Here is a 25,729-nt window from a genome sequence, read left to right as displayed (position 1 = left end):
AGGGCCGTACGTCAGTCGAACCGGATGTGCCGGATCCCGACCCCCGCCTGCCGCAGCCGGGTCCGCAGCGCGCCCTCGCTGTTGGGCCGCAGCCGCAGACCGGCCAGGACGGCGATGCGGTCCGCGGTCTTCGGCACGGTCGAGTGGTCCGTCCACAGCTGCTCGGCGAACTCCGGCTCGCGCAGCCGCTCCAGACAGTGGTCGAGCTGCCGCACGGCCCAGCTCTCGCGGCGCAGTCCGGCGTTCTTCCCGGCGACGTACCGAAGGATGTGCCCGAAGCCGCGCTCACGCAGCCGCCGCAGAACGGTCTCGCGCTCGGCGAGGAGTGTGAAGTGCCGTACGTCATGGCCGAGTTCACCCAGTCGCCCGACCGTCTCGGCGAAGTAGTCGGAGTCGGTGACCGTCATGGGGGCGATCACCACACCGTCGTGCTTGGTGAGGGCGAGGTCGAGGACCTCGACGACGCCCTGCCGCCAGGAGGTCAGGTCCTGGAAGTCGCCGCGCAGTTCGGGCGGGAGCGTGCGCCGCAGGCCGAAGCCGATGTGCTCGGGGTCGCAGATGACGCTGCCGGGCAGCCGGCGCCGGATCTCGTGTGCGGTCTGTGTCTTGCCGCCCCCGAAGGGGCCGTTGATCCACAGGAGCATGGCGCAGACCCTAGTGCCCGCCGGCCCGCACCAGCCCCGTCTCGTACGCCAGGACGACCACCTGCACCCGGTCCCTGAGGCCCAGCTTGGTCAGGATGCGGCCGACATGGGTCTTCACGGTCGCCTCGGACAGCACCAGCCGGGCGGCGATCTCGCCGTTCGACAGGCCCTGGGCGACCAGCACCATGACCTCGCGCTCGCGGTCGGTCAGCCGCTCCAGCTCCTTGTGCTGGGGCTCCTTGCCGCTGGACGGCAACATGGGCGCGAACCGGTCGAGCAGGCGCCGGGTCGTCGACGGGGCGACCACGGCGTCGCCGCTGTGCACCGCGCGGATGGCGCCGAGGAGCTCGCCGGGCGGCACGTCCTTGAGCATGAAGCCGGAGGCGCCCGCCTTCAGCCCGGAGAAGGCGTACTCGTCCAGGTCGAAGGTGGTCAGGATCAGCACCTTGGGCGGGTCGGGCTCCGAGCAGATGCGGCGGGTGGTCTCCACGCCGTCCAGCTTCGGCATGCGCACGTCCATCAGCACGACGTCGACGGGGGTCGAGCGCAGCACCTGGAGGGCCTCGACGCCGTCGCCCGCCTCCGCGACGACCTCCATGTCCGGCTGGGCGGCGAGCACCATCCGGAACCCGGTGCGCAGCAGCACCTGGTCGTCGACGAGCATCACGCGGATCGTCATCGGGGTCCTCTTCCGTGTCTTCCGTATCCGTCTACAGGGCCATTACAGGTGTCAGCAATGGGCATGGCCGGTCGTCAGTGTGCTGGTTTGAGCGGCAGCAGCGCACTGATGCGGAATCCTCCGCCGGGGCGCGGTCCCGCGTCCAGGGTGCCGCCGACCATGCCCACCCGCTCGCGCATGCCGATCAGTCCGTGCCCCTGGCCGTCGGCGCCGCCGTCCTCGTACAGCTCGTGCGGGGCGCCCTTGCCGTCGTCCTCGACGAGCAGCCCGAGCCCGTCGTCGAAGTAGACCAGGCGCACGCTGGCGCCCGTGTTCGGGCCGCCGTGCTTGCGGGTGTTCGTCAGCGCCTCCTGCACGATGCGGTACGCCGTCAGCTCGACGCCGCTGGGCAGCGGGCGGGGGGTGCCCTCGATCTTGAAGTCGACCGGGAGGCCGGAGGTGCGGCACTGCTGGATGAGCTCGTCGATCTGCTCGACGTCGGGCTGCGGGACGTACTCGCCGCCCTCCTGGTGTTCGCCGGTGCGCAGCACGCCGAGCAGGCGGCGCATCTCGGCGAGGGCCTGGCGGCCGGTGGAGGAGATGGTCTCCAGGGCCTTCTTGGCCTGGTCGGGGGCGGCGTCGAGGACGTAGGCGGCGCCGTCGGCCTGCACCACCATCACGGAGACGTTGTGCGCGACCACGTCGTGCAGCTCGCGCGCGATCCGGGCGCGTTCGGCGGCGACCGCGACCTTGGCCTGTGCCTCGCGCTCCTTCTCGAGCCGGGTCGCGCGCTCCTCGAGCTGCTCGTAGTAGGCGCGGCGGGTGCGGATCGAGTCGCCCAGCACCCAGGCGAGCACGAACGGCACGGTCAGGAAGATGATCAGGGCGATGCTGCCCAGGACGCTGGAGTCCTGCTCCGGCCAGCGGAACTGGGCCAGCGGCGACGCGCACAGGCCCACGCCGAGCGCGAGCCGGGAGGCCCAGCGGGCGCCGGTCGCGGCCACGGTGTAGACGATCACCAGGAAGGCGAAGTTGGCGGGTGTCGTCGCCACGTTCAGCACCAGTTGTGCCAGTCCCACGCCGATGGCGAGCACCAGCATCTTCTCCGGCATGCGCCGGCGCAGCGCGACCACCAGGCCCAGCAGCAGGACCACCGTGACGATGGCCGCCTCGGAATCCGTGCCCGGAGGGTTCTGCCCGCCCTCGTCCCAGACGGCCACGGTGACCACAGAGATCCCGAACAGGAAGACGGCCCAGAAGCTGTCGACCCATGTCGGGTGCCTGCGGATGAAGTCGTAGAGGCGCTGCACGTAACCCAGCGTAGGGAAGCGAGATGCGTGCAGGGGTCAACCGGAGGGCCGATCCGCACCCCGCGCGCGTACTCCCCAAGGTGGAGGCTGCGTTCCTCTGGGCGCTTAGCCTGGTCCGGTGACAGCAGAGGCGGCGGGCGAGTGGCGCGGGTGGCGCGCGGCGGCGGAATCGGCGCTCTACGGGCCGGGCGGCTTCTACCGCCGCCCCGAGGGACCGGCCGGCCACTTCCGTACGTCCGTCCACGCCTCGCCGCTCTTCGCCCGCGCCGTGGCCCATCTGCTGTGCCGGGTCGACGAGTCGCTGGGCCACCCCGCCACCCTCGGCTTCGTGGACATGGCGGCGGGCCGCGGTGAGCTGGTCGCGGGCGTACTGGCCGCCCTGCCCGCCGAGGTGGCGGCACGCACGCGTGCGTACGCCGTCGAGATCGCCGACCGCCCCGAAGGCCTGGATCACCGCATCGAGTGGCTGCCGGAGCCCCCGCCCCGGATCACGGGCCTGCTGTTCGCCAACGAGTGGCTCGACAACGTCCCCGTCGAGGTCGCGCAGGCGGACTCCGCGGGCGTAGCGCGCCGGGTCCTGGTACGGCCGGACGGCACCGAGCGCCTCGGGGAGCCGGTCGCCGGGGCGGAGGCGCGGTGGCTGGGGCGGTGGTGGCCGTTGGGCGGCACCGAGGGAGCGCGGGTCGAGATCGGCCTGCCCAGGGACGAGGCCTGGGCCGCCGCGGTCGGGACGCTGGAGCGGGGCCTCGCGGTCGCCGTGGACTACGCGCACACGGCGGCGGCACGACCGCCCTTCGGCACCCTGACGGGCTTTCGCGAGGGCCGTGAGACGGCGCCCGTGCCGGACGGTTCGTGCGACATCACGGCACATGTGGCGCTGGACGCGTGCGCGCTGCCCGGCGCCCGCCTGCTGTCCCAGCGCGACGCGCTGCACGCCCTGGGCATCACCGGCGCACGCCCCCCGCTCGAGCTGGCCTCCACCCGCCCGGCGGAGTACGTACGGGCCCTGGCGACCGCGGGCGAGGCGGCCGAGCTGACGGCGACGGGCGGACTGGGGGACTTCGGCTGGCTCACGCAGCCGGTTGGGATTCCGGACGTACTGGCGCCTTGAAGCAGGCACGCCCTACTTGTCGATGTCCCCCACCACGAAGAACATCGACCCCAGGATCGCCACCATGTCCGCGACCAGCGTCCCCGGCAGCAGCTCGACCAGCGCCTGGATGTTGTTGTACGAGGCGGAGCGCAGCTTCAGCCGGTACGGGGTCTTCTCGCCCTTGCTGACGAGGTAGTAGCCGTTGATGCCGAGCGGATTCTCGGTCCACGCGTACGTGTGCCCCTCGGGGGCCTTCAGCACCTTGGGGAGCCGCTGGTTGACGGGCCCGGGCGGCAGCTCGGCGAGCCGGTCGAGGCAGGCGTCGGCGAGGTCGAGGGAGTTGTGGGCCTGCGCCAGCAGACACTCGAAGCGAGCGAGGCAGTCGCCCTCCTTGCGCGTCACGACCTTCAGGACGTCCCCCAGCTCGCCGTAAGCGAGGTAGGGCTCGTCGCGCCGCAGATCGAAGTCCACGCCCGAGCCGCGCGCGATCGGCCCGCTCACGCCGTAGGCGTGCACGGTCTCCGGCCTGAGGACGCCCACGCCCCGCGTGCGCCCCCGGAAGATCTCGTTGCCGATCACCAGGTCGTCGAAGCGGTCCATGCGCGAGCGCACGTCGGCGACGACGGCACGCGCGCGCGTGGTCCACCCGGCCGGCAGGTCCTCCTTCAGCCCGCCCACCCGGTTGAACATGTAGTGCATGCGCCCGCCGGAGACCTCCTCCATCACATGCTGGAGCTCCTCGCGCTCCGTGAAGGCGTAGAAGATCGGCGTGATTCCGCCGAGCTCCAGCGGATAGGACCCGAGGAACATCAGGTGATTGAGGACGCGGTTGAGCTCCGCGAGCAACGTCCGGGTCCACACGGCCCGTGCGGGTACCTCCATACCGAGCATGCGTTCGACAGCGAGGACGACGCCCAGCTCGTTGGAGAAGGCCGACAGCCAGTCGTGGCGGTTGGCGAGCATGATGATCTGCCGGTAGTCCCGCGCCTCGAAGAGCTTCTCCGCCCCGCGGTGCATATAGCCGATCACGGGCTCCGCGCTCACGATGCGCTCGCCGTCCAGCACGAGCCGCAGCCGCAGCACGCCGTGCGTGGACGGGTGCTGGGGCCCGATGTTGAGCACCATGTCGGTGCTCTCAGCGGCGCCGCCGATGCCGACCGTGGTCTCCGTCCTGGGAGTCATGGACACAGTCTCTCCTACGTACGCTGGCCTCATGGAGACGGGGAGCCCGGAGAACACGGGTATGGCGGAACAGGAGCGGACAGCGGCCGAGCAGGAGCGGGCAGCGGCCGAACCGGAGTGGACCGGGCTGCCACCGGGCGTGCTCCGCATGCGCCGGCTGTTGCTGGTGGTGTGGCTGGGCCTGCTGACGATCGGCCTGGCCGCGCTGCTCGGCCTGCTCGCGGGACCGGCCTGGGCGGCCTTCGCACTGCTGCCCCTGGCGCTGATGGTGTGGGGCTGGGTGATGCTCGGCCGCAACTGGCGTTCGTGGCGCTACGCCGAGCGCGCCGACGACCTGCTGCTCAGCCGGGGCGTGCTGTGGCGCCAGGAGACGGTGGTGCCGTATGGCCGTATGCAGCTCGTCGAGGTCACCTCGGGCCCCGTCGCACGCCACTTCGGCCTGGCCGGCGTGCAACTGCACACGGCGGCTGCGGCGACCGACGCGACCATCCCCGGTCTCGACCCGGCGGAGGCGGAACGGCTGCGCGACCGGCTCACCGAGCTGGGCGAGGCACGATCGGCGGGGCTGTGACGGCGCCGGGCGTCGACGACGCCGTACGCGATCAGCGCCCCGTGACCGAACACCGCCTGCACCCGATCACACCCCTCAGGCGCGCGTGGGCCCCGGTGGCGGTCCTGATCGGCTGGGCGGTGCACGACCCCGACCAGGCGCAGCGCCAACTGACCAGACTGACCACGACCACCCTCCTGCTGGCACTGGCCGTGATCCTGCCGGCGGCCGCCCTCTACGGCTTCCTCACCTGGTGGTTCACCCACTTCGCGGTGACCGACACCGAGTTGCGCATCCGTACCGGGCTGGTGTTCCGGCGCAGCGCGCACATCCGGCTGGAACGCATCCAGGCGATCGACGTCACTCAGCCGCTGCTCGCGCGCGTGGCGGGCGTGGCGAAGCTGAAACTGGACGTCATAGGCACGGACAAGAAGGACGAACTCGCCTTCCTGGGCGCGGAGGAGGCGCGCACCCTGCGCGCGGAACTCCTGGCCCGCGCGGCGGGTTTCGCCCCCGAGACGGCACACGAGATAGGCGAGGCCCCCTCCCACCAGCTGCTGCAGGTCCCGCCACGGGTCCTGGCCGTATCCCTCGTCCTCACCGGCGCGACCTGGGGATCGCTGGCGGCCGCGGTGGTCGTACCGACGATCCTCTGGCTGACCACGCAGAGCGCCTGGACGGTCCTGGCCACCGCGATTCCCCTGGTCGGTGCGGCGGGGGCGAGCAGCGTGGGTCGCTTCGTCACCGAGTACGAGTGGACGGTGGGCGAGTCTCAGGACGGGCTGCGCATCGACCACGGCCTCCTCGACCGCGCCCATGAGACGGTGCCGCCGGGGCGGGTCCAGACGGTACGGATCGTCGAGCCGCTGCTGTGGCGGCGGCGCGGCTGGGTGCGCGTGGAGCTGGACGTGGCGGGCTCCTCCAACTCCCTCCTGCTTCCCGTGGCCCCGCGCGAGGTCGCCGAGTCGGTCATCGCGCGCGTACTGCCCGGAGTGACGGTCCCGCCGCTCGCGTCCCTCTCCCGTCCCCCGCGCCGAGCGGCATGGTGTGTGCCCCTGTGGTGGCGCGGCTACGCCCTGACGATCACGGACGCGGTCTTCGCCGCCCGGACGGGCCTCTTCCGCCGAAGCCTCGCCCTGGTCCCGCACGCCAAGGTCCAAAGCGTCCGCCTGACCCAAGGGCCCTGGGAGCGTCGCTGGGGCCTCGCCGACGTTCACGTGGACACCGGGGCCAACAAGACGGTGACGGCCCGTCTGAGGCCCGCCGAGGAGGCGTCAAACCTCCTGCACGGCCAGGCGGACCGCTCCCGAACTGGCCGCCGCGACGCCCGCCCGGACCGCTGGATGGCGTAAATCACCGCGGGGGGCGCCTCAAAGGGTTCCTCGCCCCCAGGGGCTCCGCCCCTTCGACCCCGGGCGCTCTCTGGGGGCGACGCCCCCAGACCCCCGCTGCCGGCCCTGAACGGGCCTTGTCCTCAAACGCCGGACGGGCTGGATTGTGCGGGCCGACGTTGAAAGGTGACGCCCCCCAGCGGGTGGGTGGGGGCTCGGGACGGCGACGGCCTGACCTCGAACGCCGGACGGGCTGGAGGGTGCGGGCCGACGTTGAAAGGTGACGCCCCCAGCGGGCGGGTGGGGGCTCGGGACGGCAAGGACCTGACCTCACACGCCGAACGAGCTGAAAGGTGCGGATCCGCGTCGAGGAGGTCGGCGGGCCCTCAACCCGTCATCAGGAGACCGCGCTCCGCAGCCCCTGCACATCAATCTGCTCCGTCTCGTCATGAGCCGTCAGATCGATGACCTGCCCAACGCCCCGCGACTCCTCGTCCGCCGGCTTGAACTCGGCCTCGGACTCGGCCTTGTGCAGCGCGAGGGCCTCCTGCCCGACCACATCGGCGAGGTCCTCGTTCTGGACGGACTCCAACGCGGAGGGACCGGCCCCCTTCTTCGTACCGAAGAAGTCGAAACCGCCTTCCACCGCCGGACGCCGCACAGGCGTAGCCGGCGCGACGGCCACCGCGGTCGGCGCGATGAAGTGCCCCGACGGCTGCTGAGCCGCGGGCAGGGCCGGCCGGGCCGGGGCGAGTGCGCCTGCCGGGGTGACGGCGGCCGCGTGCTCATGCCCGTCGACCGCCCCGGACTTCCCCTGCGGGTCGTCCTCCAGCGCGGGCTCGGTCTCCGACCCGCCGGTCCCCTCCGCCTCGCCGGCCCCGGACCCGTCCTTCACAGGCTCACCGTCGGAAGGACCATCGCCCTTCGGGGGCTCGTCGTTCGGAGGCTCGTCCTTCGGAGCCTCCCCCTTCGAGGCCCCGTCCTTCACCGACTCGTTCTTCACGGACTCGTTCTTCGACGGCTCGTTCTTCAGGGACACGTCCTTCGGCGGCTCGTTCTTCAGGGACGTGTCCTTCGCGGACTCATCCACCCCTGGCTCGCCCTCAGCCGACTCGTCCCCGGCCGAAACCGGTTCGTCCCCCGCCGGCACCCCGTCCTCATCGAACCGCGCCAACGCCGCCTTGGCCCGCAGAAACAGCCGAGACCCCTCCGGCGAGAAGACCCCGGACGCCCCCTCAGCCACGTCAGCCACGTCAGCCACGTCACCAGCCTCGGATCCGACCTCGGTCTCATCCTGGGCCTCGGCCGCGGGCTCCACCTCACCCGCACCGTCAACCGGCCCCGCCGGCAACGCCTTCGCCGGAGCCGCCGCCTCTATCTCCAGAACCCGGCGCTCCTCCAGCACACTCGCCCGCTCGGTCTCCGAGGTGGCATACCGCCGCAACAGCGCCGCGTGCTCATTACGCAGCCCCGCCAGCTCCGCCCGCTTCCCCCGCAGCCGCTGCTCCAGCTTCACCCGAAGCTCGCGCGACTCCTCGAGGTCGGTCTCCAGCTCGGCGACCCGCTCCTCATGCCGCCACTCGTCGCTCGCACGCGCGCGCGTGAGGTCGGCGACCTGCTTGCCCGCCTGCGTGTCCCAGCGGCGCATGACGACCGCACCGACGACCGCCGTCGCCGCGGCGGCCCCGGCCAGGCCGCGCAGCACCATGGCCTCGGTGAACACCCAGGGGGCGAGCGCACAGACAACGGACACGCCAGCGATCGCCGACGGGGGCAGCAGCCTGTGCAAGGGCGGTGAATGGCGGTGACGTCCACGTGGCATGGCCAGAAACTTACCGCGCGTAGGCGAATCTTGGTGCCCCGCCCCGTAAAAACACGGCCATCCTGAGCCGTTCACACGCCATCGGCAATCAGAACAGCCGCCGAATTGCCCAAGAACCAAGATCACAAAGCCCTGGAGGCCACGTCAGCCCGCACGCAATCCCCGCTCAACCGCCCGCTCATCCACTCCAATGTCCCCGGAATCTCCCGCCGCCAGGTGTTGAAGTTGTGCCCTCCGCTTTCGAGGATGATCGACGACATCCGGGTCACCCCGTTCGCCTTCACCCGCTCAATGAACTTCAACGTGTCCTTGTAGTTGGATTCTCCAACTTTGCTGCTGCTGACGAGCAGTGAAGTGTCCGGCGCCGGCATGTGCTTGAGGTACCACCACAGGTTCGCGCGATTGCGCAGTTCCCTGTCGCCCTGGAAGAGATCCCCCGTCGTGGCGTCGATCGGCGCCTTGTAGTACGCGGAGAGCCCGGCCCCCGCGCCGTACACCCGCGGATGGTGCATGGCGAGCTTCAACGCGCAGTAGCCACCGGTGGAGTCCCCGATGATCCCCCAGCCACCGGGCCCGTCACCCACCCTGTAGTGCCCGCTCACGGCATCCGGCAGATCCTTCGCGAAGAACGTCTCGGTCTGCGGCCCGCCGGGAATGTCCACGCACTCCGTGTCCCGCGGCGGCGCCACCGTCGGCCGCATCATGACCAGCACCATCGGCCGCATACGGCCGTCCGCGACCAACCTCCCGGCCGTGCGCGGATAGTCCAGCTTGTCCACCAGCGCCCGGGCCGTCCCCGGATACCCGGTCAGCACGACGGCCGCCGGGAACGTACGCGTGCGATATCGCGGCTGAAAATACTCGGGCGGCAGAGAGACGAACGCGGGCGTGGCGATGTGCGACGTACGGCCCACGAGCCGGATCTTCTGGATCTGCCCGCCCACCTCCGGCCGCGCGCTCACCGCCCCCGGCACCCGCTGTGTGTCGACGACCTCCAGCCCTTCGCGCCCACGCCCCGGCGTGTGGTCCACGACGACCCCCTGCCCGTCCTCCTGCCCGAACAGGTCGGCCCAGCTCGCGTAGAACCCGAAGGCCTGGTTGGCGACGAGACCCACCGCCGCGAAGATCGCCAACTGTGTGGCCAGCAGCAGCCCGACCCGCCCGGCGACCGCCCGCAGCCCTCCCCTCGCCAGCCGTGGCCACAGCCATACCGTGCCGACGAACAGCCCTGCGGCGACCGCGACCGCCAACGCCAGCACCTTGTCGCTCGTGAGACCCATGCCTGATTCCTGCCTGCGCTCTCCCCCGGGCGGCGCCGGCCGCGTCGACACGCCGACCACGCCGCCTCCCCTGCTCCTTCGCAGAGGCTTGCCCCGGACTTTCCTTGGCCTTTGAAACGGTTTTGGGGAGCCGAGTGAACCTCTCCCCTCGAGACACCGTCCTAGAGGGCGCAATGTCGCCGGATGCCCGAATCGGCACCGGATCCAAGGTCTCTCGCAGAACTAATGGGATGCGATGTCTGTCAGGACAGATGTGGAAATGTCGGGCAAGGTTCCTCAACGATCGGGCCAGGTAGGCCGACTGTCGAGCCGCGTACGGCACGTGCTGCGCGGCCCGCGCCCCGAGGCCGTCCCCGTCCTCCTCGGCCGGGCCTGCGCCCTGGTCGGCCTGCTGGACATCGCCGCGGGCGTCTTCCCGCGCTTCCGGCACAGCCGTATGCACGCCATCGCCGAGGTGCTGCCGGGCTCGACAGGCCCGTTCGCGGCCGCGCTCTCGCTCAGCGCCGGCGTGCTGTTGCTGCTGCTCGCGCACGGCCTCAAGCGCGGCAAGCGACGGGCCTGGCGCGCGGCCGTCGTCCTGCTGCCGGCCGGAGCGGTGGCGCAGTTCACATACCGCCACTCCCTCATCGGCGTCCTCATCTCCTTCGCCCTGCTCGCACCACTGCTGCGCCACCGCGACCAGTTCGCCGCACTGCCCGACCCGCGCAGCAGGTGGCGCGCGCTGGCCAACTTCGTCCTCATGGGTGCCGGTTCGCTCGCCCTCGGCCTCGTCATCGTCAACGCCCACCCCGAGACCCTGGTGGGCGACCCGAGCCTGGCCGACCGCATCACCCACGTCCTGTACGGCCTGTTCGGCTTCGAGGGCCCGGTCGACTACCACGGCACCACCTCCTGGACGGTCGCCTTCTCCCTCGGCGCCCTCGGCCTGCTCACCGCCGTCACCACCATCTACCTGGCCTTCCGCCCCGAGCACCCGGCGGCACACCTGACCGAGGACGACGAGGACCGGCTGCGCGCCCTGCTGGCCAAGCACGGCGGCCGCGACTCCCTCGGCCACTTCGCGCTGCGCCGCGACAAGGCCGTCGTCTTCTCCCCCAGCGGCAAGGCCGCGGTGACCTACCGCGTCGTCTCCGGCGTGATGCTCGCCAGCGGCGACCCCATCGGCGACGTCGAGGCCTGGCCCGGCGCCATCGAGCGCTTCATGGACGAGGCCAAGGCCCACTCCTGGACCCCGGCCGTCATGGGCTGCTCCGAGACCGGCGCCGAGGTGTGGACCCGCGAGACCGGTCTCGACGCCCTCGAACTGGGCGACGAGGCGGTGGTGGACGTCCCGGATTTCTCGCTCACCGGCCGCGCGATGCGCAACGTGCGCCAGATGGTCAAGCGCATCGAGCGCGCCGGTTACGAGACCCGGGTACGACGTGTCCGTGACCTCGGCGAGACCGAGCTGGAGCGCATCCGCCGGGCCGCCGACGACTGGCGCGGCACCGACACCGAGCGCGGCTTCTCCATGGCCCTGGGCCGCGTCGGCGACCCGGCCGACGGCGACTGCCTCATCGCCACCGCCCACAGAATTGAAGGGGCGGCGCGAAGCGCCTCAGGTAGGGCGGTGGTGGGCGACGGGTGGGACGACGAGGAGCCCGGTCCGTACGGCGACCTCAAGGCGATCCTGCACTTCGTGCCCTGGGGCACGGACGGCGTCTCGCTGGACCTGATGCGCCGTGACCGCTCGGCCGACCCCGGCATGAACGAGCTGCTCATCGTCGCCGCCCTCCAGGCCGCCCCGAAGTTCGGCATCGCGCGCGTGTCGCTCAACTTCGCCATGTTCCGCTCGGCGCTCGCACGCGGCGAGAAGATCGGCGCGGGTCCGGTGCTGCGCGCCTGGCGCGGGCTGCTGGTCTTCCTGTCCCGCTGGTTCCAGATCGAGTCCCTGTACAAGTTCAACGCCAAGTTCCGGCCCCGCTGGGAGCCCCGCTTCGTGGTCTACCGCGCCTCGGCCGACCTGCCCCGCCTCGGCTTCGCCGCCATGCAGGCCGAGGGCTTCGTGAACCTGGCCCTGCCACTGCCGCGCTTCCTGCGCCACCGCAAGGCAGCACCCCGCCCGTGCCCGCACCGGGTGGCGGAGCGGGACGTCCGGGCGGCGTAACCGCCGCGCCCGTACCCGGCCCGGTCCCACCCGCGGCCGTCCCAGCCCGGCCCGAGCGGCAGCCCCCACCCCCCAAGGCTCCCGCTCGGGCCGCGGCACGTCCCGGACCGCGCTGGGCCTACGCTGAACATATGAGCAAGCAGAGCGGACGCGGGCGTGTCGCGGGCCTTCCGGCGTGGGACCGCTGCGCGGTCATGGGAGTGGTCAACGTGACCCCCGACTCCTTCTCCGACGGCGGCCGCTGGTTCGACACCACCTCCGCCGTCAAGCACGGCCTCGCCCTGGTCGAGGAGGGCGCCGACCTGGTCGACGTCGGCGGCGAGTCCACCCGCCCCGGAGCCACCCGGGTCGACGAGGACGAAGAGCTGCGCCGCGTCATCCCCGTCGTCCGCGGCCTCGCCGCCGGAGGCGTCACGGTCTCCGTCGACACCATGCGCGCCTCCGTCGCCGAGCAGTCCCTCGCCGCCGGCGCCGCACTCGTCAACGACGTCAGCGGCGGCCTCGCCGACCCCGCGATGATCCCGGTCGTCGCCGACGCCGGAGCCCCCTTCGTCGTCATGCACTGGCGCGGCTTCCTCGAGGGCGGCAACGTCAAGGGCGTCTACGACGACGTCGTCGCCGAGGTCGTCGAGGAGCTGCACGCGCGCGTGCAGGCCGTTCTGGCCGGCGGCATCGCCCCCGACCGCATCGTCGTCGACCCCGGCCTCGGCTTCTCCAAGAACGCCGAGCACGACCTCGTCCTCCTCGCCCACCTCGACCGCCTGCTCGCCCTCGGCCACCCCCTCCTCGTCGCCGCCTCCCGCAAGCGGTTCCTCGGCCGGGTCCTCGCCGGAGCGGAGGGCGCGCCGCCGCCCGCCCGGGAGCGCGACGCCGCCACGGCCGCCGTCTCGGCACTCGCGGCGCACGCCGGCGCGTGGGCGGTGCGCGTACACGAGGTACGCGCCACGACGGACGCGGTGCGCGTCGCACGCGCCATCGAGGCGGCACGCGACATCGAGGAGGCGCGCGGCGCCGCCGACGCGCCCGGCGCGAACACCGCCGAGACCGGCGACCCGCACGGCGCCGAAGGAGCCCGGTGAGCGCCCCCCACACCGACGTCGAACAAGTGGAAGCCGCCAACACCGCCTTCTACGAGGCAGTGGAGCGCGGCGACTTCGAGGAGCTGTCCTCGCTCTGGCTCACCCCCTCCGACCTCGGCGTCGACGAGACCTACCACGACCCGGCCGACACCGGCGTGATCTCCTGCGTGCACCCCGGCTGGCCGGTGCTCACCGGACGCGGCGAGGTCCTCAGGTCGTACGCCCTGATCATGGCGAACACCGACTACATCCAGTTCTTCCTCACCGACGTACATGTCTCCGTCACCGGCGACACCGCCCTGGTGACCTGCACCGAGAACATCCTCAGCGGCGGCCCCGCGCCCGACGCCGGACAGGAGCTCGGACCGCTCGTGGGCCAGCTCGTGGTCGCCACGAACGTGTTCCGGCGCACGCCCGACGGCTGGAAGATGTGGTCGCACCACGCCTCGCCGGTGCTCGCCGAAAACGACGAGGAAGAAGGCGACGAGACCCCCTCCTGAGTGGGTAGGCGACCGAGTAGGAACCACCGCAGGGACCACCACGGGACCACCCCAGGGCCCCGGCGGGACCAAGAAGTGGTTGGAATCACGCGTGTGCGGGTAGGGGCGGCTACCAACCCGTGAGCCGCCGGGTTCCCCAGGGGAAACACACGATGAATCCTGCCGGCCCCGGACCGGGCCCACACCCCCGTGGCCCGGTTCTGTCAGTGCCCGCAGGTAGATTCGTTCGAGGCCGGTGTGCCGCCCGCACACGGCATCGACCGGCCGTCAACGACGATTGCAGGAGTGATTCGCGTGGATCGTGTCGCGCTGCGCGGCCTGAAGGCCCGCGGGTACCACGGTGTGTTCCCGGAGGAACGCAGGGAGGGCCAGACCTTCGTCGTGGACCTCGTCCTGGGCCTGGACACCCGGCCTGCCGCCGCCGACGACGACCTGGCGAAGACCGTGCACTACGGCATCGTGGCGGAGGAGGTCGTGGCCGTCGTCGAGGGCGAGCCGGTCGACCTCATCGAGACGCTCGCCGCACGCGTCGCCCAGGTCTGTCTGAAGCACGAAGGGGTCCAGGAGGTCGAGGTCACCGTCCACAAGCCGGACGCGCCGATCACGGTCCCCTTCGACGACGTGACCGTCACCATCACCCGGAGCCGAGTATGACCGCACCCTTCACCAAGGGCCCCGGCGACCCGACCGTACAGCCGGTACCCGCCTCCGTCGTCGAGAAGGTCGACGCCGCCGACACCACCCTGCACAACCCCAAACGGGCCGTGCTCTCCCTCGGCTCCAACCTGGGCAACCGCCTGGAGACCCTGCAGGGCGCCATCGACGCCCTGGAGGACACCCCCGGCGTACGCATCAAGGGCGTCTCCCCCGTCTACGAGACCGAACCGTGGGGCGTGGATCCCGCCACCCAGCCCACCTACTTCAACGCGATCGTGGTCCTCAAGACCACCCTCCCCCCGTCCTCCCTCCTGGAGCGGGCGCACGCGGTCGAGGAGGCCTTCCACCGGGTCCGCGACGAGCGCTGGGGCGCACGCACCCTCGACGTCGACATCGTCGCCTACGCCGACCTCGTCTCCGACGACCCGCACCTCACCCTGCCCCACCCGCGCGCCCACGAACGGGCCTTCGTCCTCGCCCCCTGGCACGACCTGGAGCCCGAGGCCCGGTTGCCGGGCCGCGGCGCGGTCGCCGATCTGCTCGGCACGGTCCCCCGGGACGGCATCGCGCCGCGCGAGGACCTGGAACTCCGGCTGCCCGAGTAGTCGTTAAGGTCAAGACGACCACAATCCGCAGGCACCCGGGGGAGCTGAAGGAACACCGTGAGAGAGCTGCGCATCAGGACGCTGGCCGGCGTGTTCATCGTCGCCGGCGTCCTGTCCTGGGCGGGCGCCCGCCTCTGGAACGCCGTGGGGACCCTGCCCAGCGTCCCCCTGGCCGCCCCCATCGTCCTGGCGATCATCGCCGTGATCCTGTTGTCCACGGCGCTGTCGATCCGCGCCCGCCTGAGGGCCCAGCGCGAACGCCGCCCCGAGGCCAAGGGCGTCGACCCTCTGATGGCGGCCCGCGCGGTCGTCTTCGGCCAGGCCAGCGCCCTGGTGGCCGCCCTCGTCGCCGGCATGTACGGCGGCACCGGCGTCTTCCTCCTGGAATCCCTCGACATCCCCGCCCGCCGCGACCAGGCCATCTACGCCGGCTTCTCGGTCCTGGCCGGTATCGGCGTCATAGTGGCGGCCATCTTCCTGGAGCGAGTGTGCAAACTCCCGGAGGACGACGAACACAACGGCACGGGGGCGGCACCGACGGTGTGACGCGCCCGGCTCACCAGGGCCGGCGAGCCAGGTGTCCGTTGACCAGAAAGCCGGGGCGCACCGACAACCGCCGCCATCTCGCGCAGGAACGGCACGTTGCCGCTGACCACGGGCACCACTGACAATCGGGTCAGCGCGCCAGTATCAGGCTCATTGCCTCGGCTCGGGTCGTAGCATCCCGAAGCTGACCGCGCACCGCCGACGTCGTGGTCTTGGCACCGGGCTTACGGATACCGCGCACCGACATGCACATGTGCTCGGCCTCGACGACGACGATCACACCCCGGGCCTCGAGGATCTTCATGAGGGAGTCGGCAACCTGCGTGGTGAGTCGTTCCTGCACCTGCAGACGGCGAGCGAACACCTCAACCAGCCGGGCAAGCTTCGACAGACCTGTGATCTTGCCGCTTTCAGCCGGAATGTACCCAATGTGAGCTACGCCATGGAATGGCAACATATGATGTTCACACAAACTGACGATTTCGATGTCCTTCACCAAGACCATCTCGTCATGCCCGATATCGAACGTAGTCGTCAGGACATCCTCGGGCACCTGCGCATGCCCCGCCAACAACTCCCGATAAGCCCGAGCCACCCGCGCCGGAGTCTCCCGAAGCCCCTCCCGGTCGGGATCCTCCCCGACCGCGATCAGCAGCTCACGTACGGCGTTCTCGGCGCGCTTCTCGTCGAACTCGCCGATGAAGCCCTCGCCATCCAGCGTCACGGGGTCGGTCATGTGGTGCCTCGTTCCTCTGCGGGTCGCGCGCGTGTGTGTGGGCCACGTGCGCGTCTGAACTGCGGGCATAAGGAAATGCCGCGCCCCCCAGGCTAGAACCAGGGGGGCGCGGCATCCATTCCGGGCCAGGTGCGGGCCTGGCCGGGGCGTCAGCTCTCGGGACGCTCCTCAGGGGCCGGTTCGGCCGCCGGGGCGGGCTCCGTCACCGTCGACTTGGCGGTGCTGATCGCCGGGGTCACGCCGTTGGCGCCGTTCGTCAGTGCGAGCTCCTTGGGGGAGAGCACCGGCGGACGGGTGGACGGCGTACGGCGGGAGGACCCGGTCCAGGCGGGCCGCGGCGGGCGCTTGACGATCGGGGCGAAGATCTCGGCGATCTCCTCCTTGCCGAGCGTCTCCTTCTCCAGCAGCGCGAGCACGAGGTTGTCGAGGACGTCGCGGTTCTCGACCAGGATCTCCCAGGCCTCGTTGTGCGCGTTCTCGATGAGCTTCTTGACCTCCTCGTCCACCAGCGCGGCGACCTCTTCCGAGTAGTCGCGCTGGTGAGCCATCTCACGTCCGAGGAAGGGCTCGCTGTTGTCGCCGCCGAACTTGATGGCGCCCAGACGCTCGGTCATGCCGTACTGGGTGACCATCGCGCGGGCGGTGGTCGTGGCCTTCTCGATGTCGTTCGCCGCACCCGTGGTCGGGTCGTGGAAGACGAGTTCCTCGGCCGCGCGGCCGCCCAGCATGTAGGCGAGCTGGTCCAGCATCTCGTTGCGGGTGGTCGAGTACTTGTCCTCGTCCGGCAGGACCATCGTGTAGCCGAGGGCGCGGCCTCTGGACAGGATCGTGATCTTGTGGACCGGGTCGGAGTTCGGGGAGGCCGCCGCGACCAGGGCGTGTCCGCCCTCGTGGTACGCGGTGATCTTCTTCTCCTTGTCCGACATGATCCGGGTCCGCTTCTGCGGGCCCGCCACGACGCGGTCGATGGCCTCGTCCAGCATCTGGTTGTCGACCAGCTTCTTGTCCGAGCGGGCGGTGAGCAGCGCGGCCTCGTTGAGGACGTTGCTCAGGTCCGCGCCGGTGAAGCCCGGGGTGCGGCGGGCGACCGCCGCCAGGTCGACGTCCGGTGCGACCGGCTTGCCCTTCTGGTGGACCTTGAGGATCTCCAGACGGCCCTGCATGTCCGGGCGGTCGACCGCGATCTGGCGGTCGAAGCGGCCGGGGCGGAGCAGTGCCGGGTCGAGGATGTCGGGCCGGTTGGTCGCGGCGATGAGGATCACGCCGCCCTTGACGTCGAAGCCGTCCATCTCGACGAGGAGCTGGTTCAGGGTCTGCTCGCGCTCGTCGTGACCGCCGCCGAGGCCGGCGCCGCGATGGCGGCCGACCGCGTCGATCTCGTCGACGAAGACGATCGCCGGGGCGTTCGCCTTGGCCTGCTCGAACAGGTCACGGACTCGGGAGGCACCGACACCGACGAACATCTCGACGAAGTCGGAACCGGAGATCGAGTAGAAGGGGACGCCCGCCTCGCCGGCGACGGCGCGCGCGAGGAGCGTCTTGCCGGTGCCGGGAGGCCCGTAGAGCAGTACGCCCTTGGGGATCTTGGCACCCACGGCCTGGAACTTCGCCGGCTCCTGGAGGAACTCCTTGATCTCGTGGAGTTCCTCGACGGCCTCGTCCGAGCCCGCGACGTCGGCGAACGTCGTCTTCGGGGTGTCCTTGGTGATGAGCTTCGCCTTGGACTTGCCGAAGTTCATGACTCGGGAGCCGCCGCCCTGCATCTGATTCATCAGGAACAGGAACACGACGACGATGAGGACGAAGGGAAGCAGGGAGAGCAGGATGCCGACGAACGGGTTCTGCTTGGACGGCGAGACCGTGTAGCCGTCCGTGATCTGCTTCTGCTCGTACTTGTTCTGCAGTGTGTTGGCGATGGCCACGCCCTGGTCGCCGATGTAGCTCGCCTGGATCTTGGTGGCGCCCTCGACCTTTTGGCCGTCCTTGAGCTGGACCTTGATGGTGTTGTCGTCACCAGTGGTCAGCTTCGCCGAATCGACCTTGTTCTCATTGATCGCCTGGACGACCTGGCCGGTGTCCACCGTCTTGTAGCCGCCGGACGAGCCGACGACCTGCATCAACACGACCACGGCAAGGACGGCCAGCACGATCCACATGACCGGCCCACGGAAGTATCGCTTCACGTCCATCCATACGGAGCGGTGCCGCCCCGTCCCTCCTGCCATAGTGAGTTTGATAAGACAGTTCTTCTGACGGTACCCCAGCATTGTCGCCCGTAGCCGCACGGGACGGTCTGCAAGCCCGTCTGCATGCTCCAACGGCGCGAAACCCGCTGGGGTTCCCGATCGTCCTACAAAGACGGCCCTGTCGGCTCAGCCGCCGTAGACATGGGGCGCGAGCGTACCGACGAACGGGAGGTTGCGGTACTTCTCGGCGTAGTCGAGGCCGTAGCCGACGACGAACTCGTTGGGGATGTCGAAGCCGACCCACTCGACGTCGATGGCGACCTTCGCGGCGTCCGGCTTGCGCAGCAGGGTGCAGATCTTCAGGGACTCGGGCTCGCGGGAGCCGAGGTTGTTGATCAGCCAGGACAGGGTCAGGCCGGAGTCGATGATGTCCTCGACGATGAGGACGTGCTTGCCCTTGATGTCGGTGTCGAGGTCCTTGAGGATCCGCACGACCCCGGAGGACTGGGTGCCGGCGCCGTACGACGACACGGCCATCCAGTCCATGGTGACGGGGGTGGACAGCGCCCTGGCGAGGTCGGCCATCACCATCACCGCGCCCTTGAGGACGCCGACGATCAGCAGGTCCTTGCCCTCGTACTCCGCGTCGATCTTCGCTGCCAGCTCGGCCAGCTTGGCGTCGATCTCTTCTTTGGTGATGAGCACCTGCTGGAGGTCGGCACCCATGTCTTTCGCGTCCACCCGCATCACTTTCGGTCGGTCGTCCCGCATTCCTGGCCGGCCGGCCCCTCCGCGACGTGCCTCGGAGGGGTCGGGGATCAGCCTTGCCGAATCACCAGTCTGCCACCCTGCCGCTGGGCGACGACTTTGCCCGGGAGGTTGACGGCTCCCTGGCCGCGCCAGCCGGTGATCAGACGGTCGACTTCCTCGATGTGCCGGGCGAACAGGGAACCGGCGGGCGCCCCGGCGTCGATGGCGGCGCGGCGCAGGACCCGGCGGCGTACGGCGGGCGGCAGCGCGTACAGCTTGGCGCACTCCAGCAGGCCGGCCGCGTCGCGTACGGCGGCCTCGGCCTGGCCGGCCCAGGCGTCCAGGGCGTCGGCGTCGTCGCGGGAGAGCTGGGCGGTGCGGGCGAGGGCTTCGACGACGCCCTTGCCGAGCGCCTTCTCCAGGGCGGGCAGCCCTTCCTGGCGCAGGCGCGAACGCGTGTACGCGGGGTCGGAGTTGTGGGGGTCGTCCCAGACCGGCAGGGACTGGACCATGCAGGCCTTGCGGGCGGTCTGCCGGTCGAGGCCGAGGAAGGGGCGCCGGTAGCGGCCGCCGGCCCCCGAGACCGCGGCCATTCCGGACAGGGAGCGGATGCCGGAGCCGCGGGCGAGCCCGAGCAGGACGGTCTCGGCCTGGTCGTCGCGGGTGTGGCCGAGCAGGACGGCGGCGGCGCCGTGGCGGACGGCGGCGTCGTCGAGGGCGGCGTAGCGGGCGTCGCGGGCGGCGGCTTCGGGTCCGCCGGTGCGGCCGACGGTCACGGCGATGGACTCGGCGGGGTCGAGGCCGAGTTCGCGCAGGCGCAGGACGACTTCGTCGGCGCGCAGGTCGGAGCCGGGCTGCAGACCGTGGTCGACGGTGATGCCGCCGGCGCGGATGCCGAGTTTGGGGGCTTCGAACGCGAGGGCGGAGGCGAGGGCCATGGAGTCGGCGCCGCCGGAGCACGCCGCGAGCACGAGCGGGGAGGGGGGTCGCTCGTGTGGGGCGGCGTGCGGGGTCTTGGGCGGGGTCGCGCGGGGGAGCTCGTACGGCGGTTCGGGTGCCGTGCCGTGGCCGGCCGCGGCGCGGGTGGGGTCGTACGCGGCGGTGGCGGACGTGGTGATCGCCGACGTCACGAACGGCGCCGTCGGCTGCGTCAGGGGCGGCGCCTCGTAGGAGGTCGCGCGCGGGCCGCCGGGCGCTGGTACGTCGGTGGTGCGGTTGTGTTCGGTGAGGATGTCGTGGAGGACGCGGCGGACCGCCAGGCGTATCGCCGCGACCGCAGGATGGGGACCCATGTCCGGTTCCCTTCATGAAGTTGTCGGGGGGTGAGCCCGAGCTCGGTCACTCAGAGTGTGTAGATGGTGACAGAACCGGGCCGTTCCCCGAGCATTGCACGCCTACCCATGGCTCACGGTCCCTCGGACGGGTGATTGGAGGGGCGTTCGCCTGCCGTCGGCCGGATTCGGTTCACGACCTTCGTATGAGATTCACAACGCGGCGCGCGATTCACGACTCCGCCTTGCGGTGCACCCGCGCGATCCAGTCCGCGGGTTTGGCGATCTCCGCCTTGGTGGGGAGGGTGTTGGGGGAGGTCCACACGCGGTTGAAGCCGTCCATGCCGACCTGCTCCACGACGGCCCGCACGAAGCGTTCGCCGTCGCGGTACTGGCGGAGTTTGGCGTCCAGGCCCAGCAGTTTGCGCAGGGCCATGTCCAGTCGGGAGGCGCCCTTGGCGCGGCGCTGCTGGAATTTCTCGCGGATCTCGGCGACGGAGGGCACCACGGCCGGGCCGACGCCGTCCATGACGAAGTCGGCGTGGCCCTCCAACAGGGACATCACGGCGGTGAGACGGCCGAGGATCTCCCGCTGGGCCGGGGTCTGCACGAGTTCCACGAAGGAGCGCCCGCCGTCGTCCTCCTCGGCCTCGGGCCGGCCGCCCGAGAGGGACTGCGCGGCCTCGCGGATGCGTTCCAGGACGGTCATGGGGTCGACGTCGGTCTCCCCCAAGAAAGACTGGATTTCGCCCTCCAGGTGGTCCCGCAGCCAGGGCACCGCGCTGAACTGGGTGCGGTGGGTCTCCTCGTGCAGGCACACCCAGAGGCGGAAGTCGTGGGGCTGGACGTCGAGTTCGCGTTCGACGTGCACGATGTTCGGGGCGACGAGCAGGAGGCGGCCGCCGCCGTTCTCGCCCGCGGGGAGTTCGCGGGTGGCGGGGGCGAAGGTCTCGTACTGGCCGAGGACGCGGGAGGCGAGGAAGGACAGCAGCATTCCGAGTTCGACGCCGGTGACCTTGCCGCCGACGGCGCCGAGGACCGCGCCGCCGGGGCTGCTGGTGCGGCGTTCCGACATCTTGTCGAGGAGGGGCTTGAGGATCTCGCGGAAGCCGGCCACGTTCGCCCGGACCCAGCTGGGGCGGTCGACGACGAGGACGGGGGTGTCGTGGATGTCGTCCGTGCCCATCCGGGTGAAGCCCCGGACGTGTTCCTCCGAGGACTTGGCGTGTCGGCGCAGCTCGGCGACGACGGCCCGGGCCTCGTCGCGGCTCACCTCGGGGCCCGGCCGTACGAGCCGGGTCGCGGTCGCCACCGCGAGATTCCAGTCGACCATCTCGGCACCACCGATGCTCGTCATGTGTCAACCGTACGTGAGCGCTCCCTCTTGGGGCAGGCCGTGGAGCTCCGGCCGTGGGCGGCCCTAGCCGCAGCCGCACGACGCCAGTGCCGTCGCCGTCCTGTCCAGCGCCGACTGTGCCGCGTCCCGACTCGTCGTGCCCGTCGCCAGGAACGCGAAGGCGAGGAGGTGGCCGTCCTGGTCGACGGCGGTGCCGGCCAGGGCGTTGACGCCGGTCAGGGTGCCGGTCTTGGCCCGGACGACGCCGGCTGCGCCGTCCGTGTAGCGGCTGGTCAGGGTGCCGGTGAAGCCGGCCACGGGGAGGCCGGTCAGGATCGGGCGGAGCTGCGGGTGGGCCGGGTCGGCCGCCTTGGCCAGGAGGGCCGTGAGGAGGTCGGCGGTGAGTCTGTCGGCGCGGTTGAGGCCGCTGCCGTCCTTGAACTCGGCGCCCGCCACCGGGAGGCCGAGCCTCTTGAGCCGGGCGCCGATCGCCTTGCCGGCGCCGTCGAAGTCGGCGCGTGCGCCGCTCGCCACGGCGGTGTGGCGGGCCAGGGCCTCGGCGATGTCGTTGTCGCTGTTGGTGAGCATGCGCTCGACCAGGGCGGACAGCGGCGGTGAGGAGACCTCGGCGAGCGGCTGGGCGCGGTTCGTCGCCTTGGACGGGCCGGGTGCGGTGGTCTTGACGCCGCGGTCGGCGAGGAGGTCGGCGAACTTGGCCGCCGCGTCCTTGGCCGGGTCCGGCACCCGGTCCGCCGTGCCGCTGGTGGAGTCGTTCGTGCGGCCCTGGTCGACCATCAGGGCGCTGACGGGGGCGAGATTGACGTTCTTGCCGATCGGGTGCCGTTCGGGTCCGGCGTAGAGCGTCTTGTCGTACGAGAGGGTGACCTGGCGTACGTCCCGTTTCTTCAGGGCCGCGGCCGTCCGGTCGGCCAGGTCGCGCAGGCTCGCCCAGCCGTCGGCCTCCTCGCGGGCGGTGAGGGTGGGGTCGCCGCCGCCGACCAGGACCAGTTCCTTCGTGTCGGGTTCCATGGCGGTGCGGGTGGTGAGGCGGTGGTCGGGGCCGAGCGCGGCGAGGGCGGCCGCGGCGGTGGCGATCTTCGTCGTGGAGGCGGGGACGAGGGCCTCGGCGACGCCCTCGCCGTACAGGCGCTCGCCGCTGGTCACGTCCACGATGGCCGCCGACATGTGGCTGCCCAGCTCCGGGGCGTCCAGGAGAGGGCCGACGAGTTCGGCCAGGGCCTTGCCGTTCGGGGCCGACTTCACGGCGCTGGTGCCGCCGCCCAGGCCGGTCAGGACGGAGGCGGCGCTGGGGGCGGGGCGGGGTCCGTCGGCCGTCGTATCGGAAGAACCGGAGGAACCTGAGGAATCGGAAGAACCGGAGGAATCTGCCGCATCGGTATTACGCCCGTGATCTGCGCCACCCGTGCGCTCCTGGGCGACCGCCCGGTCCCGCTCGGCCGTACGCTGACCGGTGGAGTCCCAGGGGCCGGCGGCGGTCACCACTCCGGCGGCCAGCGCCAGTCCGGCGGTGGCGGCGCCCGCGGTGTACTGCCAGGTCTTCGGCCTCGTGATCCGTACGGCCGTCGCGGCGCGGGCGAGACGTGGGCGTACGGCCTGGGCGGCCCGTGCCAGACGGGGTCGGACGGCGCCCGCGAGCCGCGTCACATGCGGTCTCGCGGCTCGCCACGGCCTCAGCTCCGGCACGACCACCAGCCCCTTTCGCGATCACACACCTGCGTGAGGGACACTTAACCACCAGAACTATGTGTTGATCATGGAGGAGCCACCGGTGGAGTTCGACGTCACGATCGAGATCCCGAAGGGTTCGCGCAACAAGTACGAGGTGGACCACGAGACCGGTCGGATCCGCCTGGACCGTCGCCTCTTCACCTCGACCGCCTACCCGACCGACTACGGCTTCGTCGAGAACACCCTCGGCGAGGACGGCGACCCGCTGGACGCGCTGGTCATCCTCGACGAGCCGACCTTCCCGGGCTGCCTGATCAAGTGCCGCGCGATCGGCATGTTCCGGATGACGGACGAGGCCGGTGGCGACGACAAGCTGCTGTGCGTGCCGGCGACGGACCCGCGGGTGGAGCACCTGCGTGACATCCACCACGTCTCGGAGTTCGACCGCCTGGAGATCCAGCACTTCTTCGAGGTCTACAAGGACCTGGAGCCCGGCAAGTCGGTCGAGGGCGCCGACTGGGTGGGCCGCACCGAGGCCGAGGCCGAGATCGAGCGGTCGTACAAGCGCTTCAAGGACCAGGGCGGCCACTGAGCCACCGGCGGGCGACTTGCCGGTCGCTTCCCGCCAAGTGAACGGGCTGCACGCACACGCGTGCAGCCCGTTCGCGTGTCTGTGCGCATACTGAGTGGCTGCAGGAGGTGTCGTAAAGGGAGCGCTACGCAGGTGACGGACGCGGAGGACCGCAAGCCGCAGTCGGACGAGGCGAGGATGGCCTTCGCCCCGCCCGCCGGTATCGAGGTGGGGGACAGCGAGTCGGAGACCACCTCCGAGTTCGCCCTTCCCAAGGGGCTGGATGTGCTGCACCCGCCGGTCCAGGAACCCGAGGGATCGGCGTTCAGCACGCCGAGCGGCTACAGCGTGGAGGACGCGCCGCCCGCGTTCACCCCTGCCACCGGCATCCCGCGGATAAGCCTGACCAAGGACCTGCCCTGGCAGGACCGGATGCGCACGATGCTGCGCATGCCGGTGGCCGAGCGGCCCGCGCCCGAGCCGATGCCGAAGGCGGAGGAGGAGGGCCCGGCCGTCCCGCGCGTGCTGGACCTGACCCTGCGTATCGGTGAGCTGCTGCTGGCGGGCGGTGAGGGCGCGGAGGACGTGGAGGCGGCGATGTTCGCGGTCTGCCGCTCCTACGGCCTGGACCGCTGCGAGCCGAACGTCACCTTCACGCTGCTGTCGGTCTCGTACCAGCCGTCGCTGGTGGACGATCCGGTGTCGGCGTCGCGCACGGTGCGGCGGCGCGGCACCGACTACACGCGCCTGGCGGCCGTGTACCGGCTCGTGGACGACCTCAGCGACCCGGAGACCCACATCTCCCTGGAGGAGGCCTACGGGCGGCTCGCGGAGATCCGCCGCAACCGGCACCCGTACCCGACCTGGGTGCTGACCGGGGCGAGCGGGCTGCTCGCGGGCGCGGCCTCCGTACTGGTCGGCGGTGGGGTGCTGGTGTTCTTCGCCGCCGCGATCGGCGCGATGCTCGGCGACCGGCTGGCGTGGCTGTGCTCGGGGCGCGGGCTGCCGGAGTTCTACCAGTTCACGGTGGCCGCCATGCCCCCCGCGGCGATGGGGATCGCGCTGACGCTGACGCACGTCGATGTGAAGGCGTCCGCGGTCATCACCGGTGGGCTGTTCGCGCTGCTGCCCGGGCGGGCCCTGGTGGCGGGCGTGCAGGACGGGCTGACCGGCTACTACATCACCGCGTCCGCGCGGCTGCTGGAGGTCCTGTACCTCTTCGTCGGCATCGTCGTCGGGGTGCTGGTGGTCCTGTACTTCGGGGTCAACCTCGGTGCCGAGCTCGACCCCGACGCGGCGCTGAACATCCCCAACCGGCCGTACTGGCAGATCGCCGCGTCGATGCTGCTGGCGCTGACCTTCGCGGTGCTGCTCCAGCAGGAACGATCCACCGTGCTGGCCGTGACCCTCAACGGGGGCGTCGCCTGGGTGGTGTACGGCGCCATGCGCTACCCCGGTGAGCTGTCCCCGGTCGCTTCCACGGCCGTCGCCGCGGGCGTGGTGGGGTTGTTCGGGCAGTTGATGGCGCGGTACCAGTTCGCGTCGGCGCTGCCGTACACCACCGCCGCGATCGCGCCCCTGCTGCCGGGTTCCGCCACCTACTTCGGGCTGCTGTCGATCGCGCAGAACAAGGTGGACGCGGGGCTGGTCTGGCTGGCCACGGCGGCGTCCCTGGCCATGGCCATCGCCATCGGGGTGAACCTCGGCTCCGAGATCTCCCGGTTGTTCCTGCGGATCGGGTCGCCGGAGAAGCGGCGAGCCGCCAAGCGGACTCGGGGATTCTGAGT

The 25,729-nt window shown here is 71.1% G+C and carries 23 protein-coding genes and 1 pseudogene; 11 read left to right on the top strand and 13 right to left on the bottom strand.

Going from position 1 to position 25,729, the window contains the following annotated elements; translation table 11 throughout:
- Positions 1-11: 11 nt before the first annotated feature.
- The 3 genes from ACP4J3_RS37090 to ACP4J3_RS37080 form a co-directional block, all read right to left on the bottom strand.
- The gene (locus ACP4J3_RS37090; RefSeq protein WP_426540715.1) at positions 12-644 is read right to left on the bottom strand and encodes an AAA family ATPase; all 633 of its coding nucleotides are present in this window, start codon (positions 642-644) and stop codon (positions 12-14) included.
- Between the two features lie 10 nt (positions 645-654).
- Positions 655-1,323, bottom strand: a complete 669-nt coding sequence (locus ACP4J3_RS37085; protein ID WP_426540714.1) for a response regulator — start codon at positions 1,321-1,323, stop codon at positions 655-657.
- 74 nt (positions 1,324-1,397) lie between these two features.
- Positions 1,398-2,612 carry a sensor histidine kinase gene (locus tag ACP4J3_RS37080; protein ID WP_426540713.1) on the bottom strand — a complete coding sequence of 405 codons (1,215 nt, stop codon included), beginning with the start codon at positions 2,610-2,612 and terminating at the stop codon, positions 1,398-1,400.
- A 118-nt stretch (positions 2,613-2,730) separates the two neighbouring features.
- Between ACP4J3_RS37080 and ACP4J3_RS37075 the strand changes: the two genes are divergently transcribed.
- Positions 2,731-3,723 (top strand): SAM-dependent methyltransferase, encoded by a 993-nt coding sequence (locus tag ACP4J3_RS37075; protein ID WP_426540712.1) that lies wholly within the window; start codon positions 2,731-2,733, stop codon positions 3,721-3,723.
- Positions 3,724-3,735: 12 nt separating this feature from the next.
- Here the strand turns inward: ACP4J3_RS37075 and ACP4J3_RS37070 are convergent, their stop codons facing one another.
- Positions 3,736-4,887, bottom strand: coding sequence for an NADH-quinone oxidoreductase subunit D (locus ACP4J3_RS37070; RefSeq protein ID WP_426540711.1), 1,152 nt, complete (start codon positions 4,885-4,887; stop codon positions 3,736-3,738).
- A gap of 31 nt (positions 4,888-4,918) precedes the next feature.
- Between ACP4J3_RS37070 and ACP4J3_RS37065 the strand changes: the two genes are divergently transcribed.
- Positions 4,919-5,458: a PH domain-containing protein gene (locus tag ACP4J3_RS37065; protein ID WP_426540710.1), complete on the top strand. Its 540-nt coding sequence runs from the start codon at positions 4,919-4,921 to the stop codon at positions 5,456-5,458.
- Positions 5,455-6,789 carry a PH domain-containing protein gene (locus tag ACP4J3_RS37060; RefSeq protein ID WP_426540709.1) on the top strand — a complete coding sequence of 445 codons (1,335 nt, stop codon included), beginning with the start codon at positions 5,455-5,457 and terminating at the stop codon, positions 6,787-6,789. The genes ACP4J3_RS37065 and ACP4J3_RS37060 overlap by 4 nt, the downstream gene beginning before the upstream one ends.
- Before the next feature lie 376 nt (positions 6,790-7,165).
- Here ACP4J3_RS37060 and ACP4J3_RS37055 read toward each other — a convergent pair whose 3' ends face one another.
- Complete coding sequence (locus ACP4J3_RS37055) at positions 7,166-8,590, bottom strand: hypothetical protein (RefSeq protein WP_426540708.1); 1,425 nt, start codon at positions 8,588-8,590, stop codon at positions 7,166-7,168.
- A 122-nt stretch (positions 8,591-8,712) separates the two neighbouring features.
- Positions 8,713-9,870, bottom strand: coding sequence for an alpha/beta hydrolase (locus ACP4J3_RS37050; protein WP_426540707.1), 1,158 nt, complete (start codon positions 9,868-9,870; stop codon positions 8,713-8,715).
- A 259-nt stretch (positions 9,871-10,129) separates the two neighbouring features.
- Between ACP4J3_RS37050 and ACP4J3_RS37045 the strand changes: the two genes are divergently transcribed.
- The 6 genes from ACP4J3_RS37045 to ACP4J3_RS37020 all read left to right on the top strand — a co-directional run bounded on the left by ACP4J3_RS37045 (position 10,130) and on the right by ACP4J3_RS37020 (position 15,403).
- On the top strand, positions 10,130-12,016 hold the full coding sequence (locus ACP4J3_RS37045) for a phosphatidylglycerol lysyltransferase domain-containing protein (RefSeq protein WP_426540706.1): 1,887 nt from the start codon (positions 10,130-10,132) through the stop codon (positions 12,014-12,016).
- Positions 12,017-12,147: 131 nt separating this feature from the next.
- Positions 12,148-13,095 carry a dihydropteroate synthase gene (gene folP / locus ACP4J3_RS37040; RefSeq protein ID WP_426540705.1) on the top strand — a complete coding sequence of 316 codons (948 nt, stop codon included), beginning with the start codon at positions 12,148-12,150 and terminating at the stop codon, positions 13,093-13,095.
- Positions 13,092-13,595 (top strand): nuclear transport factor 2 family protein, encoded by a 504-nt coding sequence (locus ACP4J3_RS37035; protein ID WP_426540704.1) that lies wholly within the window; start codon positions 13,092-13,094, stop codon positions 13,593-13,595. Before folP ends, ACP4J3_RS37035 begins: the two co-directional genes overlap by 4 nt.
- 294 nt (positions 13,596-13,889) lie before the next feature.
- Complete coding sequence (gene folB, locus ACP4J3_RS37030; protein ID WP_426540703.1) at positions 13,890-14,249, top strand: dihydroneopterin aldolase; 360 nt, start codon at positions 13,890-13,892, stop codon at positions 14,247-14,249.
- Complete coding sequence (folK, locus tag ACP4J3_RS37025; protein ID WP_426540702.1) at positions 14,246-14,857, top strand: 2-amino-4-hydroxy-6-hydroxymethyldihydropteridine diphosphokinase; 612 nt, start codon at positions 14,246-14,248, stop codon at positions 14,855-14,857. The genes folB and folK overlap by 4 nt, the downstream gene beginning before the upstream one ends.
- 57 nt (positions 14,858-14,914) lie before the next feature.
- Positions 14,915-15,403, top strand: a complete 489-nt coding sequence (locus ACP4J3_RS37020) for a DUF3180 domain-containing protein (RefSeq protein ID WP_426540701.1) — start codon at positions 14,915-14,917, stop codon at positions 15,401-15,403.
- A 130-nt stretch (positions 15,404-15,533) separates the two neighbouring features.
- Here the strand turns inward: ACP4J3_RS37020 and folE are convergent, their stop codons facing one another.
- The 7 genes and pseudogenes from folE to dacB form a co-directional block, all read right to left on the bottom strand.
- A complete protein-coding gene (gene folE, locus ACP4J3_RS37015; RefSeq protein WP_426540700.1) occupies positions 15,534-16,139 on the bottom strand; it encodes a GTP cyclohydrolase I FolE in 606 nt (201 codons plus the stop codon).
- Between the two features lie 149 nt (positions 16,140-16,288).
- Positions 16,289-18,328, bottom strand: a complete 2,040-nt coding sequence (ftsH, locus tag ACP4J3_RS37010; protein ID WP_426540699.1) for an ATP-dependent zinc metalloprotease FtsH — start codon at positions 18,326-18,328, stop codon at positions 16,289-16,291.
- Positions 18,329-18,511: 183 nt separating this feature from the next.
- On the bottom strand, positions 18,512-19,072 hold the full coding sequence (gene hpt / locus ACP4J3_RS37005) for a hypoxanthine phosphoribosyltransferase (RefSeq protein WP_426540763.1): 561 nt from the start codon (positions 19,070-19,072) through the stop codon (positions 18,512-18,514).
- A 71-nt stretch (positions 19,073-19,143) separates the two neighbouring features.
- A complete protein-coding gene (gene tilS / locus ACP4J3_RS37000; RefSeq protein WP_426540762.1) occupies positions 19,144-20,193 on the bottom strand; it encodes a tRNA lysidine(34) synthetase TilS in 1,050 nt (349 codons plus the stop codon).
- A 45-nt stretch (positions 20,194-20,238) separates the two neighbouring features.
- Positions 20,239-20,367, bottom strand: a pseudogene (locus ACP4J3_RS36995) (tRNA lysidine(34) synthetase TilS); the annotation flags it as partial.
- A 211-nt stretch (positions 20,368-20,578) separates the two neighbouring features.
- Positions 20,579-21,703: a zinc-dependent metalloprotease gene (locus ACP4J3_RS36990; protein WP_426540698.1), complete on the bottom strand. Its 1,125-nt coding sequence runs from the start codon at positions 21,701-21,703 to the stop codon at positions 20,579-20,581.
- Between the two features lie 63 nt (positions 21,704-21,766).
- Positions 21,767-23,392: a D-alanyl-D-alanine carboxypeptidase/D-alanyl-D-alanine endopeptidase gene (gene dacB, locus ACP4J3_RS36985; protein ID WP_426540697.1), complete on the bottom strand. Its 1,626-nt coding sequence runs from the start codon at positions 23,390-23,392 to the stop codon at positions 21,767-21,769.
- A 79-nt stretch (positions 23,393-23,471) separates the two neighbouring features.
- Between dacB and ACP4J3_RS36980 the strand changes: the two genes are divergently transcribed.
- Positions 23,472-23,963 carry an inorganic diphosphatase gene (locus ACP4J3_RS36980; protein ID WP_031487466.1) on the top strand — a complete coding sequence of 164 codons (492 nt, stop codon included), beginning with the start codon at positions 23,472-23,474 and terminating at the stop codon, positions 23,961-23,963.
- Between the two features lie 132 nt (positions 23,964-24,095).
- Positions 24,096-25,727, top strand: coding sequence for a threonine/serine ThrE exporter family protein (locus tag ACP4J3_RS36975; protein WP_426540696.1), 1,632 nt, complete (start codon positions 24,096-24,098; stop codon positions 25,725-25,727).
- The last annotated feature ends 2 nt before the right edge of the window (positions 25,728-25,729 follow it).

Origin of the sequence: Streptomyces sp. UG1, assembly GCF_049974585.1 — a bacterium.
Lineage (GTDB): Bacteria > Actinomycetota > Actinomycetes > Streptomycetales > Streptomycetaceae > Streptomyces.
The sequence above is the reverse complement of the archived record's forward strand: the minus strand, read 5'-3'. Positions and strand labels throughout refer to the sequence as shown.